Raw genomic sequence first — 12,064 nt, 5'->3', positions numbered from 1 at the left:
TCGGCGCCTGAGGCGGGAACACCATGAAGCTCTTTCGTTGCGACAATTGCGGACACGCGCTCTATTTCGAGAACGTGGCCTGCGAGCACTGCGGCCGCACGCTCGGCTATGAGCCGGACAGCAATCGCCTGCTCTCCCTCGTGGAAACCGATGGTGTGCTCAATGCGCCTGCGGCTGACGGGGCCGCCTACGTGTTTTGCGCCAATTCCGCGCACGGCGCCTGCAACTGGCTTCTGCCCTATAACCCGGGCGGAGATCCCTTCTGCCGGGCCTGCCGTCACAATGAGACCGTCCCGCCCCTCGACGACGCCGAAAATCTCTCGCGCTGGCAGACCATCGAGCGCGCCAAGAAGCGCCTTTTCTATTCGCTCCTGCGGCTCAACCTGCCGCTCGAAACGCGTAACGAGAACCCTGAGCATGGCCTCAGCTTCCGCTTTCTGGCCGAGGACGTGGCACCGAACCCTGTCATGACCGGGCATGACAACGGCGTCATCACGATTGCCCTGAAAGAAGCCGACGATGCCGAACGCGAATACAGGCGAACCCAGCTCAACGAGCCCTATCGCACGCTGCTTGGACATTTCCGCCATGAGGTGGGACACCACTATTGGGACATTCTGATCGGCAGCGGGCCCGAGCAGGCTGGCTTCCGCGCGATGTTCGGGGATGAAAGCGCCGACTATGGAGCCGCCCTGCAGCGCCATTATGCGGAGGGCGCACCGGCCGACTGGCAATCGGGCTATATTTCGAGCTACGCGACCGCGCATCCCTGGGAGGATTTCGCCGAAACCTGGGCTCATTACCTGCACATCGTCGACACGGTGGAAATGGCATCGGCCTACGGCCTTCGCGTGCGGCCCGGGATTGATCAGCGGCACGAACTGACCGCAGCGATCGACTTCGATCCTTATACCCGCGGGGACATCAGCGACCTGATCGATCAATGGATCCCGCTTGCGTCTCTCCTCAACAACCTGAACCGGGCCATCGGACAGCCGGATGCGTATCCTTTCGTGCTCACACCACAGGTCATCGAGAAGCTCGGCTACATCCACGGGCTGATCGCCCGCCACCCGGCAGGGCGCTAACTGGTGCTTAACCCTTATGGCCGGCTCAAGGCGCGGAGCCGGCGATGATTGGATAAGGTGAGCGCCATGGAGCCGAGCGCTCCACCGACAAACCGCTGGGAGGCGGAAAGACCGGACCCGAGACAATCGGGCCGGTCTTTTTCTTTGTGCGCTGCCCACCAGACAATCGGTAAGCGATGACCGCAAAGCGGCCTTTATGACGGAACGACTGCGCAAGTTTGTCGTTGATTGGGCATACGGAGCCGCGCCGCGTCACATCGATAACGATGCCTCGCGTGGAGCCAAGAACGTCAACGAGAAAAATTGGAGACAACCATGTTCCGCACGCTTCTGACCACCACCGCCATGGCAGCACTTCTTGCGACCGGTGCGGTTGCACAGGTCACGCCCCCCGCCAACGAAACCGCTCCTGCGACCGAAATGGCGCCGGCCAACGAGATGGCTCCCGCCAACGAGATGGAGCCGGCCGATGAGATGGCTCCCGCCGATGAAGCAGCTCCGGTCGATGCCGCACCGGCCACCCCGGCAGCCCCTGCTACCGACATGACGGCTGAGCCCATGGATGGTGCAACTGCTGGCGTGATGGGCTTTGACCTGGCGCAGGGCTATACGGCCCAGCCCACCGATCACCTTGCATCTGACATCATTGGTCAGTCGATCTACTCGTCGGCCGCCGACGATGCGGAAAACATCGGTAACGTCAGCGACATCGTGCTGAACGAGACCGGCCAGATCACTGCCGTGGTCATCGGTGTCGGCGGATTCCTCGGCATTGGCGAGAAGTGGGTTGCAGCCGACTTCGCCCAGCTCGAGTGGACCGTTGCCGCTGACGGCACCGGCCGCTGGGTCTTCCCGACCACTTCGGAAGCCCTCGAAGCTGCGCCTGAGTTCATCTGGCGCGACGATGCGGATGCCGGCATGGCTCCTGCCGCAGACCCGATGGCTCCTGCTGCCGATCCGATGGCCCCGGCCGCTCCGGCTGCCCCGGCGATGTAATCGGCGCCAGACCGAGACTTTCTGGAAGGCTGGCCCCTGTGGCCAGCCTTTTTTCTTACATAATCTCCGGAGGCTCCCGTGATCAGGTCGCTATTCCTCTCCCTTACCATTACTACGATGCTCACCGCACCCAGCTTCGCCCAGGGCGGACTGGACGTGCCGCCGCCTGCTGACGGCTTTGGGACACAGGCGCCATCATCGCCCCTGTCGAATGAGCCGATGAGCGAACTCGAACGCGCCGGTCTTCGCCCACCGCTGCAGGTCCAGAGCGGCTACACCTATTCCACGGAAGATCGGCGGGTCACCGAAATTCTCGGCCAGCCCGTCTACACCTCTGTCGAGGAAACCGGCGAGAACATCGGCTCGATCAACGAGATCATCGTCACGCCCGATGCCTCGATTGCCGCCGTGGTCGTCGAAATCGGCGGCTTCCTGGGCATAGGCGCGCGCAACATCGCAATCGAATACCGAAACCTGCAATACCAGGTGGCACATGACGGGTCCTGGCGCTGGGTCTATCCCACGACCGCTGAGCAGCTTCAGGACGCGCCCGAATTCGTCTGGACGGAAACGCTGGCAGAGCCCGGCCAGTCCCGCGAAACCGACGGGCCCGTTCCCATCGACGAAACCGCCATGCCCGACGCGCCCGCGGTAGAGACCGCTAATCCCAATGACGACGGCTCGATCGCCGCCGACCAGTTGCGTGGGGCGACGCTCTACAGCACCAATAATCAGGTCGTCGGCATGATCAGCGATGTACTGGTCTCCGATGTCGGCACGGTTCAGGATGTGATCGTGGATGTCGGCGGTTTCCTCGGGATCGGCACCCGCTCGGTTGCGGTGCCATATGGGCAACTGAGGCTGGAACTTGATGCCAATGGTAACAGCTTCATGGTCGTCGATGCGACGCGCGAAGCCATCGAGGCGCTTCCCGAGTATCAGCCGCAATAAAAAAGGCCCGCTCCGGCGGGCCTTTTCTCTTTGGGCGTTTATTGTCTTCAGCGCCGCCGGCGCAGCCGGCCGATTTCGTCATACTGGGCCTGCTCGGCCTGGGCTTCGGCTGCCGCCTCGCGCCCCGCTTCGCGCTGGTCGAGCAGCTCGACTTTCTTCAGATCCTCGACCGCTTCGGCGAGCGCGTCCTGCGCGCTCTCGAGTTTGTCGCGCATGTCGTTTGCCGAGGCGAGCAGATTGTCCCGCCGCTGAATGGCCGCCTTGGCAAAGGTGGAATAGGCAAAATGGGCAACATCGGAGATGCCGGTTTTCTGCTGCTCGATCTCGATCTGCTGGTCGAGCTCGCTCGCCATGCGCTCGAAATCCGAAATCATCATCTGGATCTGCGTAACCTGGCGGCGCTTCTCGTCCACCTCGAACTTCTTGAGCCGGATCAGGCTTGCGCTGCGCGACTTCATCGACTTGTACTCCTTACCCCATCAAGTCGCCCGTCGGCGGACGACCCCCGCCGGGTTCGGGCTCAGCCGGCCGCGCCTGCCTTGTCCACGATCGCCTCCAGCATCCGATAGCCGTCGGCAAGCGTAGTCCGCTCTTCCCGCTGCTGGCTCAGAAAGGCCTCCAGCGCCGGGTTGATCGCAATCGCGCGGTCCACCTTCGGATCCGATCCCTTCCGGTATGCCCCCAGCCGGATCAGGTCCTCCATGTCGGCAAAAACCGACAGCAATTCCCGCGCCTTGCCCAATACGGGCCGAAATTCGACCGGCACGCAGCCGGGCATGGTGCGAGAGATGGATCGAAGCACGTTGACCGCGGGATAACGTCCGCGCTCGGCAATGGCTCGCTCCATCACAATGTGCCCATCGAGGATGCCGCGCACGGCGTCAGCGATCGGTTCATTATGGTCATCACCTTCGACTAAAACGGTAAATAAGCCGGTAACGGAACCTGAACCAACAAGGCCGGGGCCAGCGCGCTCGAGCAGCCGCGGCAGTTCGGTGAAGACGGTTGGTGGGTAGCCCTTTGCGGTCGGCGGCTCGCCGGTCGCAAGGCCGATTTCGCGCTGGGCCTGGGCGAAGCGGGTGAGGCTGTCCATCATGCAGAGAACCCGCTTGCCGCTGTCGCGGAAATATTCGGCAAGTGTGAGGGTAAGGTAAGCGGCCTGCCGCCGCATCAGCGCGGCTTCATCTGAGGTGGCGACGACGACCACCACCCGCTCCATCCCCGCCTCTCCCAGATGCTCGGTGATGAACTCGCGCACTTCCCGACCCCGCTCCCCGATCAGCCCGATCACGGCGACATCGGCTTCGGTGTTGCGTGCCATCATGGAGAGGAGGACGGACTTGCCGACGCCCGAGCCTGCAAAGATCCCCATGCGCTGGCCATCACAAACCGTCGTGAAGCTGTTGAGCGCGCGCACGCCGAGATCGAGCGGCGCCCCAACCCCCGCGCGGTCATGGGCTGCAAGTGGGCTCTGGCGAAGGCGGTAGGCTGTCGGGCCCGAGGAAATGGGGCCCTTTCCATCGATAGGCTGCCCCATGGCATCGACCACTCGTCCGAGCCACGCTTCGGAAGGATGGACCGCGCCCTCGCCACGACGGAAGATGGCTCGACAGCCCAACCTGATCCCAGCGACGGGGCCGAAGGGTAGGCAGAGGGCATGCCCGTCGCGAAATCCGATGATCTCGCAGACCAGCGGGGCTTCGTCTGGAGCCTCCACCAGCACGCGCCCCCCGATGCGCAATTCGCGCACTGGGCCGACCACCTCTATGAGCAACCCCTGGACCGTCCGTACGCGCCCGAAAGCCTCGACGTCGTCGATCCCGTCTATGGCGGTGATGAGCGCGTCCATGCTGAGCCTTCACCTCTCGATTCGCGGGTGGTTGAGCGTAACCGAACGTTAAGGTAAAAGCGCCACACTCGATGCTCGGGCCGCCCCTGCGTCAGTGCGCCACGCCGCCACAATCACACCCTTCCGTAGCCACGTTTGAGCGAGTCCGCAGAGTCGCTTGAAAGGCCTTCTTAAACTAAAATCTTAAGAAAATTTCATCCGATTTATCGTTTTAGATCAACGACTTAGATATATTTCATATTACCACGGATTGCGTATTGCGGAAGTGAATTAAACTTTGTTAACTAATTGGGCTTAGGTTTGAGTCATATCCAGTAGGGTTCGGTAAAGGATGTCTGCATGACGCACGACATCCGGTTCCAGTCAGGGACAGACGGTTTAGGGGATTGGCATGCGTGTACTCTTGATCGAGGACGACAGCGCGACGGCGCAGAGCATCGAGCTGATGCTCAAATCGGAAAGCTTCAACGTCTACACCACCGATCTGGGTGAGGAGGGCGTCGATCTCGGCAAGCTTTACGACTACGATATCATCCTGCTCGATCTCAATCTGCCCGACATGTCGGGCTATGAAGTGCTGCGGACGCTCCGCGTGGCCAAGGTTCAGACGCCCATTCTGATCCTCTCCGGCCTTGCCGGCATCGAGGACAAGGTGCGCGGCCTCGGCTTCGGTGCCGACGACTATATGACCAAGCCCTTCCACAAGGATGAGCTGGTCGCCCGCATCCACGCCATCGTGCGCCGCTCCAAGGGCCACGCCCAGTCGGTCATCTCCACCGGCGATCTGACTGTCAACCTCGATACCAAGACCGTCGAGGTCACGGGCTCCCGTGTCCACCTGACGGGCAAGGAATACCAGATGCTGGAGCTGCTTTCGCTCCGCAAGGGCACGACGCTGACCAAGGAGATGTTCCTCAATCATCTCTATGGCGGCATGGACGAGCCCGAACTCAAGATCATCGACGTCTTCATCTGCAAGCTGCGCAAGAAGCTCTCTGTCGCGACGGGCGGCAAGAACTACATCGAGACCGTCTGGGGCCGCGGCTATGTGCTGCGCGAGCCCGACGAGGCCGAATACTCCGAAAGCGCCTGAGCCCTTTCCGCCCCTGCCAAGACCCCGCGCCCCGGCGCGGGGTTTGTCGTTTGGAGCCTGAACTGCGCTACATCGGCGAAGCCTGGTTAGCGCAGATCTTTACAGCTCAACTCTATCGGAATGGACTGTGCCGGGCAGAGGGAAACCGGATGGACATGTTGAGGCACTGGTGGCGTTCTCTGACGGGCCGCGCAGCCGGCGATGGCCGGGGCCGCGCCGACGCTTCAGGCCAGCGCATCTTCCTCATGGGAGAGGACGAGCTCGAGGACATCGAAATTCTGCCCGCAACCGCCGCTTTCTTCGTTGCCGGCGAGCTCCGGAGGCTCGGTCGAGACGCGCCCATGCCAGATGCGCTTCATGGCTGGCAGGACGCGGAATTGCGACGCGAAGGGCCTCGCCTGATCGGAGATCTGGGTATCGACGGCATTTCAGCAATTGCCGCCATGGAGGCCCGGCTGCCGCGCTTCGATAGCGTGCGCGTGGGAAGCTCGGCAAACACCACCCCTGCCCCGGCCCTGACGGCCTTCGGCCCAGGATCCGGCATCGGAGCGCTCATCCTGGCCGTCAATCGCCAATCCGGCGTTTTGAGCGCGGCCGGCTTGCGGCTCAACGATATACAGGACAGCAGGGTCGTACTCGAAGCGCTGTCGCACCTGCCATCGCCGGAGCCATTGATCATCGTCGACTGGCAGCGCCTGCGCATGGCGCACATCGATCGCCCCGAGACGCTCGCGACCCTCTTGAGCTGAGGCGGTCAGCCTGCGACGAGATCCGCGCCTTCGTCCTGGGCAACGAACATGGATTCCAGAAGGTCACGATCGAACGGCTTCATCATGTAGGCGTCGGCGCCCGCCTTGCGGGCCAGCGCGATCTGCCCGATGTCGTTCTCGGTCACACAGAACACGACCCGCGGCTTCTCCCCGCCGACATAGCCCCGCAACAGTTTGAGAAACTCCAGCCCGCCCATGATCGGCATCTGCCAATCGAGCAGGATGGCGTCCGGCATCTCCTGGCGGCACTTCTCGAACGCTTCCTGCCCGTCCTCGGCCTCGTCGACCACATAGTCGATATCCTCGAGGATCCGTCGGGCGACCTTGCGCACGATGGTCGAGTCATCGACGATCAGACAGGATTTCATCGCCGCTCCGCCCCGTTCCGCGCCCCGTTGGGCACCCCCAGACGCCAGTCTAGGCTCGACCCGACCAGCTACGGCAAGTCTTGCCCAGAATGGTTAGCAAAGAGGTAATCAGGCCGATTTCTCATCGGTCGGGGAAAAAGGTTCGACGACGCCGTCCGCAGCGGGAGCCTCGCTGGGGGCGGGTTCTTCTCCGATCGGCGCCGCGCTCTTCTGGGCACCGGGCTCAGCGGTAAAGGTGAAACGGCCGTCCTCGAGCCGCACCGAGATCGCCATATCGGTCATGCGCGCCAACAGCCCCGTGTAAAAGGGCTGAATGCCGCGCGCATCGACACCTTCCTCTGGATTGCCGGCGAGGAGCGCTTCGACACCCGATGGCATCAACGTCTTCTGACGCTTTTCGGGGTCCCCGATGCAAACGACACTGAACCTCTCCGCGTCCGCCTCGCCTTCGATCCGCGCCGTCACGATGCCGCCGCGCGGCACGGCCGTCGTGCCGATCAGCAGCATGTTCATGAAGAGCTTGGCCTTGTGCTTGGGCAGGAGGATGAGCGGCACCTGCCATTCGAGATCGGCTTTTTCGATGTCGAACAGGATACGCGCCACGCGCTCGCATTCGCGCGTGTCGATATCGGTGCCCGAGGTCGAGGATGCCCCATAGGCAAGCCGCGCGAATTCGAGCTTGGCGCGCGCATGCTTGGCGGAGTTGGCAATCAGGTCCTGCGCCCCATCGGCCATGGCCGACTGCGTCGGATCGGCAAGCACTTCGAGCCCGTTGCCGATGGCGCCGACCGGATTGATCAGGTCATGGCAGACCCGGGAGCAGAGCATGGCCGCAAGGTCGGTGGCTTTGAGCTCGATGATTTCGGCCATTATGGGCGTTCTCCACATGATCGGCGACAAAGGGAATCACTGGGCGGCACTTTACCTGCCTGCGCCCCCGGGGCAATCTCGGGCTCAGTCGGGAGCAGGGCCTGCAGCCTCGCCCGACCAGTTCGTTTCTGCCCGCTCTAGCGCTGCGTCTGGGGCCGCAAGGAATGCAGAGCGATTGCCGATCGAGTGGAACAGGTAGAGCCGCTGGCGATGGATCACATGCAGTTGTGGCTTGCCGTCGGAAAAATAGCCCCGCGACAGCGCCATCGCGCAATGCCCGCCGAACCGCGGCGCGTAGATCTCGGGATTGCGGGCGAACACATCCCGATTGGCTGCGTTGGCAAAATAATGCGGCACACCCTGCCAGATGTGTTCGTATTCGGAGCGGCCCGGTAGCGGGGCCCCTTCAGTGAAATAGCTGACCGGGTCGAACCCACCGAGCGCCACCCCCATCAGCGGATCCACGACGAGCCGTGCGCCTGTCGACTGGGCGCTCGCAGGCTGCATGAGCGGAAGGGCGGCTGCGGCCGCAACCACCACCAGCGCGAGCCGCGCCATGGTTAAGATTTGTTTACGCTTCTGCCCCATCATAGCCGTCATGTCCGCATAGTTCGATGGCGTGCACGGCCTCAGCCTAACGGGCAAGCGTGTGCCCTTGGTAAATGGAATCCAACCGCAGGCGGATCATGAAACTCAGGAGTGCCGAAATGCTCAAACGCTTCGCCCTCAGCCTCATCCTGCTGCTCGGGCTCGTCGGCGCGCCACAACTGGCCCACGCCCAGGGCGGCTCGGTCAGCGAGACCTTCTCCAGCCAGGAGATCGTCGATCGCGGCCACGAGTTCTTCGGGTCGGTTGCCCAGGGTCTCGCATCGCTCGTCGAGCGAGCAGTCAGCCAGTACGGCCTGCCCAACGCCTATATCCTCGGGGATGAAGCAGGCGGCGCGATCTTCGCCGGCGCCAGATATGGCGAAGGCACCATGTACACTCGCAACCAGGGTGAGCATCCGCTCTTCTGGCAGGGCCCGTCGATCGGCTTCGATATCGGCGGCGACGGCTCCAAGGTCATGATGCTGGTCTACAACCTCAACAGCGTATCGAACGTCTATGGCCGTTATCCGGGGGTGGATGGCTCGGCCTATGTCGTCGGCGGACTTGGCATGACGGTAATGAGCTATGGCGATGTCGTCATGGTGCCGATCCGTTCGGGCGTCGGGGCCCGGCTCGGGGTCAATGTGGGGTATCTGAACTTCACCCAGACGCCCACCTGGAACCCGTTCTAAGGGTTTCTACCCATCCTCGATTCGTTTTGTGATCGGCCCGTCGGGTGTTCCGCAAGCAAAGGCGGATGACCCGGCGGGCCGTTTCCATTAAACTCCGCCTCACGCGCCGGGACGGACCCGGCCATGCGCCATTGCTGGCGCAGCCAGAGGCCGGAGCATCCCATGATCATCGAAAACGTCATGTATTTCGCGCTCGGCCTGCTGGCTGCAGGCTTTCTGGCGCTGATGCTGATGCCGGCCATCTGGCGGCGCGCCGTCCGCCTCACCAAGAAGCGTATCGAAGCGGCGACCCCCATGACGATGGCCGAATTCCGAGCCGACAAGGATCAGCTCCGGGCCGAGTTTGCCCTTTCCACGCGGCGGCTCGAAAAGAACGTCGAAACGCTGCGGCGCCGGCTTGCAGAACAGCTCCGCGACGTCAGCACCAACCGGACTGACCTCGGCGCGATCAAGGAAGAACGCGAGAAGCACCTCGCCATCGTGCGCGAGCTTGAAGAGCGCGAAGGCGAGTTGCGCCGCCGCGTGCTGGAGCTCGAAAAGGAGAGCACCGACCTTGCGCAGCGCCTGCGCATGCGAGACCGCGAGTTCGCAGACAAGGTGGAGCAGCTCGAGATCGCGCGCATGCAGATGCAGGAGAAGCGGACGGGGATTTTCGCTTTCGACGGCAGGGCGCTCTCGGGCGAATACGACAAGGACGTCGCAGAACTCATCGATGCGCTCGAGCAGGAGCGGCGGCGTGCCGGTCACCTCGAAACGCAGATCCGCGGGCTCATCACCCAGCTGGAGCGCGCCGACAAGCGCGGCCTTGACGCCGCTGCAGCATCGGCCGAGCTCCGCCGCACGCTGGCCCGGCGCAGCGACGAGACAAGCGCCGTCGGCACCGAGCTTGTGGCCGCCGAGGCGCGCATTGCGGATGCCGAGAACAGGGTCAACGCCATCCTGCTGGAGACCACACGTGTCGTCGCCGAGAGCGAAGAACGGCAGGACCAGCTGCTTGCCGACAAGCTTGGCCTCGAGGCCGAAGTGGAAGCGCTGCGCCAGAAAGTTCTGAGCGTGGAGGAAACGGTGATGGCCGATTGGGACACCGATCGCATCGAGCAATCCCACCTCCGGGAGAAACTCAATGACATTGCCTCCGACGTCAGCCGGCTGGTCTACGCCATGGAAGGCCATGGGCCGGCCGATGCGGAGGAAAGCCTGTTCGATCGGGTGCAGCGGTTCGCCGATGATGGCATGGGCATGCAGGACTATGCCCTGCCCGCCAACGATCAGGCGCCGCGCCTCGCAGGAACAGGCCCATTGTCCGACCGGATCAGTGCATTGCGCAATCTGCAGGATCAGAAATAGGCGCCGATCGCCGCCGCGCTATTCGGCGATGATTGCGATTTCGCGCAGAACGCGGCCGTCTTCGCCCGAAAACACGCGGATGCTGGTGCTGGGCCCGTTGCGATACGTGACCGTCACCTGGCCGTCCGCCGCGACCGCCGAGAGGATTTCCGATCCGGCAGGCAGGCTGACCGCGCCGAGCGCATAGGCTGTTGCCGTCGGGCCTTCCGATTGCGACGCGCGATAGACAAGCACGCCCGCTATGGCCATAAAGCCGAACAGCAACACCCCCATGCTGACCGCAAAGGATCGCCGCGCACGCGCCATCAGGGCCTGCGCCTCCGGCGACAGCGGCGCGGCTTCGGGCTCAGCATCAGGTTTGGGATCGCTCATGCAGTCAGTATCCGATTTTACAGAGGAATGGCAGGTGATCGTCGATGCCGAAACCGCCGGAGGCCGGCTCGACGCGGTGCTCGCGCGGCAGGTCAGCGCGTTCAGCCGCAGCCGCATCAAGGACTTGATAGTTGGCGGCGCCGTCTCGATCAATGGACAAACGGTCGCTGAGCCGAACTACCGGCTGAAGACGGGCGAGATCGTCGAGCTTGTGGCGCCACCGCCGGAAGAGGCCGAGCCGGCGCCAGAAGACATTCCCCTGACGATCCTGTACGAGGACGACCAGGTGATCGTCATCGACAAGCCCGTGGGTCTCGTCGTCCATCCAGCCCCGGGCAACCCCAGCGGGACACTCGTCAACGCCCTGCTCTATCATTGCGGGGACAGCCTTCTGGGCATTGGCGGCGTGAAACGCCCGGGCATCGTGCATCGGCTCGACAAGGACACTTCGGGGGTCATGGTGGCCGCCAAGACCGAACGCGCCCATGCCGATCTTGCCGCGCAGTTTGCCGATCACGGCCGCACCGGCCCTCTCCATCGCGCTTACACGGCTTTCGTTTGGGGACGCACCCAGCAGGGCAGCGGCACCGTCGATGCACCGCTCGGCCGGGACGCCCAGAGCCGACTGAAGCAGGCGGTGCGGCAGGGCGGCCGGGAGGCGATCACCCATTATACGGCAGAAACCCGCTTCGGAGACGAGGGCTGGGACATCACCCGTCTCGAATGCCGACTGGAAACCGGCCGTACGCACCAGATCCGGGTGCACATGGCCCATATCGGCCATCCGCTCGTCGGGGATACGCTTTACGCCTCGGGCTTTGCGACCAAGGTCAGGCGACTGCCGGAGGCGGCCGCAGAGGCGGTTTCTGCTCTCGGGCGACAGGCTCTCCATGCAGCAGAGCTCGGTTTTGCGCACCCGATCACCGGCGAGGAGATGGGGTTTTATTCCGATCTGCCGGATGATTTGCAACGCCTCGAGCAGGCGCTCATGCCGTTTGATCGGTCGCTTCCGGGCCGCGCCGGGTGATCCACTGGGCTGCCGTTGCCGTTCAAATTGGCGAGACGTGAGGAACCGCGATG

The 12,064-nt window shown here is 63.2% G+C and carries 14 protein-coding genes; 8 read left to right on the top strand and 6 right to left on the bottom strand.

The window, feature by feature from the left end:
- Positions 1-23 precede the first annotated feature (23 nt).
- The 3 genes from EMQ25_RS01760 (at position 24) to EMQ25_RS01750 (ending at position 3,035) form a co-directional block, all read left to right on the top strand.
- Positions 24-1,088, top strand: a complete 1,065-nt coding sequence (locus EMQ25_RS01760; RefSeq protein ID WP_127186834.1) for a zinc-binding metallopeptidase family protein — start codon at positions 24-26, stop codon at positions 1,086-1,088.
- A gap of 315 nt (positions 1,089-1,403) precedes the next feature.
- Positions 1,404-2,084, top strand: a complete 681-nt coding sequence (locus EMQ25_RS01755; RefSeq protein ID WP_127186833.1) for a PRC-barrel domain-containing protein — start codon at positions 1,404-1,406, stop codon at positions 2,082-2,084.
- 219 nt (positions 2,085-2,303) lie between these two features.
- The gene (locus EMQ25_RS01750; protein WP_158625915.1) at positions 2,304-3,035 is read left to right on the top strand and encodes a PRC-barrel domain-containing protein; all 732 of its coding nucleotides are present in this window, start codon (positions 2,304-2,306) and stop codon (positions 3,033-3,035) included.
- Between the two features lie 47 nt (positions 3,036-3,082).
- Here the strand turns inward: EMQ25_RS01750 and fliJ are convergent, their stop codons facing one another.
- Complete coding sequence (gene fliJ, locus EMQ25_RS01745) at positions 3,083-3,493, bottom strand: flagellar export protein FliJ (RefSeq protein WP_127186831.1); 411 nt, start codon at positions 3,491-3,493, stop codon at positions 3,083-3,085.
- 62 nt (positions 3,494-3,555) lie between these two features.
- The gene (gene fliI, locus EMQ25_RS01740; RefSeq protein WP_127186830.1) at positions 3,556-4,884 is read right to left on the bottom strand and encodes a flagellar protein export ATPase FliI; all 1,329 of its coding nucleotides are present in this window, start codon (positions 4,882-4,884) and stop codon (positions 3,556-3,558) included.
- Positions 4,885-5,275: 391 nt separating this feature from the next.
- On the opposite strand from fliI, the gene ctrA reads away from it, so the two are divergent.
- Both ctrA and EMQ25_RS01730 read left to right on the top strand, forming a co-directional pair.
- A complete protein-coding gene (ctrA, locus tag EMQ25_RS01735) occupies positions 5,276-5,977 on the top strand; it encodes a response regulator transcription factor CtrA (RefSeq protein ID WP_127186829.1) in 702 nt (233 codons plus the stop codon).
- A 50-nt stretch (positions 5,978-6,027) separates the two neighbouring features.
- Positions 6,028-6,726 carry a hypothetical protein gene (locus tag EMQ25_RS01730; RefSeq protein WP_148114826.1) on the top strand — a complete coding sequence of 233 codons (699 nt, stop codon included), beginning with the start codon at positions 6,028-6,030 and terminating at the stop codon, positions 6,724-6,726.
- A 5-nt stretch (positions 6,727-6,731) separates the two neighbouring features.
- On the opposite strand, the gene EMQ25_RS01725 is transcribed toward EMQ25_RS01730, so the two are convergent.
- The 3 genes from EMQ25_RS01725 to EMQ25_RS01715 form a co-directional block, all read right to left on the bottom strand.
- The gene (locus tag EMQ25_RS01725) at positions 6,732-7,115 is read right to left on the bottom strand and encodes a response regulator (protein ID WP_127186827.1); all 384 of its coding nucleotides are present in this window, start codon (positions 7,113-7,115) and stop codon (positions 6,732-6,734) included.
- A 108-nt stretch (positions 7,116-7,223) separates the two neighbouring features.
- A complete protein-coding gene (chpT, locus tag EMQ25_RS01720; protein WP_127186826.1) occupies positions 7,224-7,985 on the bottom strand; it encodes a histidine phosphotransferase ChpT in 762 nt (253 codons plus the stop codon).
- Between the two features lie 84 nt (positions 7,986-8,069).
- Positions 8,070-8,543 carry a YHS domain-containing (seleno)protein gene (locus EMQ25_RS01715; RefSeq protein ID WP_127186825.1) on the bottom strand — a complete coding sequence of 158 codons (474 nt, stop codon included), beginning with the start codon at positions 8,541-8,543 and terminating at the stop codon, positions 8,070-8,072.
- A 149-nt stretch (positions 8,544-8,692) separates the two neighbouring features.
- Between EMQ25_RS01715 and EMQ25_RS01710 the strand changes: the two genes are divergently transcribed.
- Both EMQ25_RS01710 and EMQ25_RS01705 read left to right on the top strand, forming a co-directional pair.
- Positions 8,693-9,265: a DUF1134 domain-containing protein gene (locus EMQ25_RS01710; RefSeq protein WP_244606430.1), complete on the top strand. Its 573-nt coding sequence runs from the start codon at positions 8,693-8,695 to the stop codon at positions 9,263-9,265.
- A gap of 162 nt (positions 9,266-9,427) precedes the next feature.
- On the top strand, positions 9,428-10,612 hold the full coding sequence (locus EMQ25_RS01705) for a coiled-coil domain-containing protein (RefSeq protein ID WP_127186823.1): 1,185 nt from the start codon (positions 9,428-9,430) through the stop codon (positions 10,610-10,612).
- A gap of 18 nt (positions 10,613-10,630) precedes the next feature.
- On the opposite strand, the gene EMQ25_RS01700 is transcribed toward EMQ25_RS01705, so the two are convergent.
- Complete coding sequence (locus EMQ25_RS01700; protein WP_127186822.1) at positions 10,631-10,984, bottom strand: hypothetical protein; 354 nt, start codon at positions 10,982-10,984, stop codon at positions 10,631-10,633.
- Here EMQ25_RS01700 and EMQ25_RS01695 point away from each other — a divergent pair.
- Positions 10,983-12,011: an RluA family pseudouridine synthase gene (locus tag EMQ25_RS01695; protein ID WP_127186821.1), complete on the top strand. Its 1,029-nt coding sequence runs from the start codon at positions 10,983-10,985 to the stop codon at positions 12,009-12,011. The two genes, EMQ25_RS01700 and EMQ25_RS01695, sit on opposite strands and share 2 nt — an antisense overlap.
- The last annotated feature ends 53 nt before the right edge of the window (positions 12,012-12,064 follow it).

Origin of the sequence: Arsenicitalea aurantiaca, from assembly GCF_003994485.1 — a bacterium.
Lineage (GTDB): Bacteria > Pseudomonadota > Alphaproteobacteria > Rhizobiales > Devosiaceae > Arsenicitalea > Arsenicitalea aurantiaca.
This window is presented reverse-complemented; position numbering and strand designations above follow the sequence as displayed.

What these genes read in the sequence shown, in the direction of transcription:
- EMQ25_RS01760 (WP_127186834.1), top strand. Translation starts at nt 24, where the DNA reads ATGAAGCTCTTTCGTTGCGACAATTGCGGACACGCGCTCTATTTCGAG.
- EMQ25_RS01755 (WP_127186833.1), top strand. Translation starts at nt 1,404, where the DNA reads ATGTTCCGCACGCTTCTGACCACCACCGCCATGGCAGCACTTCTTGCG.
- EMQ25_RS01750 (WP_158625915.1), top strand. Translation starts at nt 2,304, where the DNA reads ATGAGCGAACTCGAACGCGCCGGTCTTCGCCCACCGCTGCAGGTCCAG.
- fliJ (WP_127186831.1), bottom strand. Translation starts at nt 3,493, where the DNA reads ATGAAGTCGCGCAGCGCAAGCCTGATCCGGCTCAAGAAGTTCGAGGTG.
- fliI (WP_127186830.1), bottom strand. Translation starts at nt 4,884, where the DNA reads ATGGACGCGCTCATCACCGCCATAGACGGGATCGACGACGTCGAGGCT.
- ctrA (WP_127186829.1), top strand. Translation starts at nt 5,276, where the DNA reads ATGCGTGTACTCTTGATCGAGGACGACAGCGCGACGGCGCAGAGCATC.
- EMQ25_RS01725 (WP_127186827.1), bottom strand. Translation starts at nt 7,115, where the DNA reads ATGAAATCCTGTCTGATCGTCGATGACTCGACCATCGTGCGCAAGGTC.
- chpT (WP_127186826.1), bottom strand. Translation starts at nt 7,985, where the DNA reads ATGGCCGAAATCATCGAGCTCAAAGCCACCGACCTTGCGGCCATGCTC.
- EMQ25_RS01715 (WP_127186825.1), bottom strand. Translation starts at nt 8,543, where the DNA reads ATGGCGCGGCTCGCGCTGGTGGTGGTTGCGGCCGCAGCCGCCCTTCCG.
- EMQ25_RS01710 (WP_244606430.1), top strand. Translation starts at nt 8,693, where the DNA reads ATGCTCAAACGCTTCGCCCTCAGCCTCATCCTGCTGCTCGGGCTCGTC.
- EMQ25_RS01705 (WP_127186823.1), top strand. Translation starts at nt 9,428, where the DNA reads ATGATCATCGAAAACGTCATGTATTTCGCGCTCGGCCTGCTGGCTGCA.
- EMQ25_RS01695 (WP_127186821.1), top strand. Translation starts at nt 10,983, where the DNA reads ATGCAGTCAGTATCCGATTTTACAGAGGAATGGCAGGTGATCGTCGAT.
- EMQ25_RS01700 (WP_127186822.1), bottom strand. Translation starts at nt 10,984, where the DNA reads ATGAGCGATCCCAAACCTGATGCTGAGCCCGAAGCCGCGCCGCTGTCG.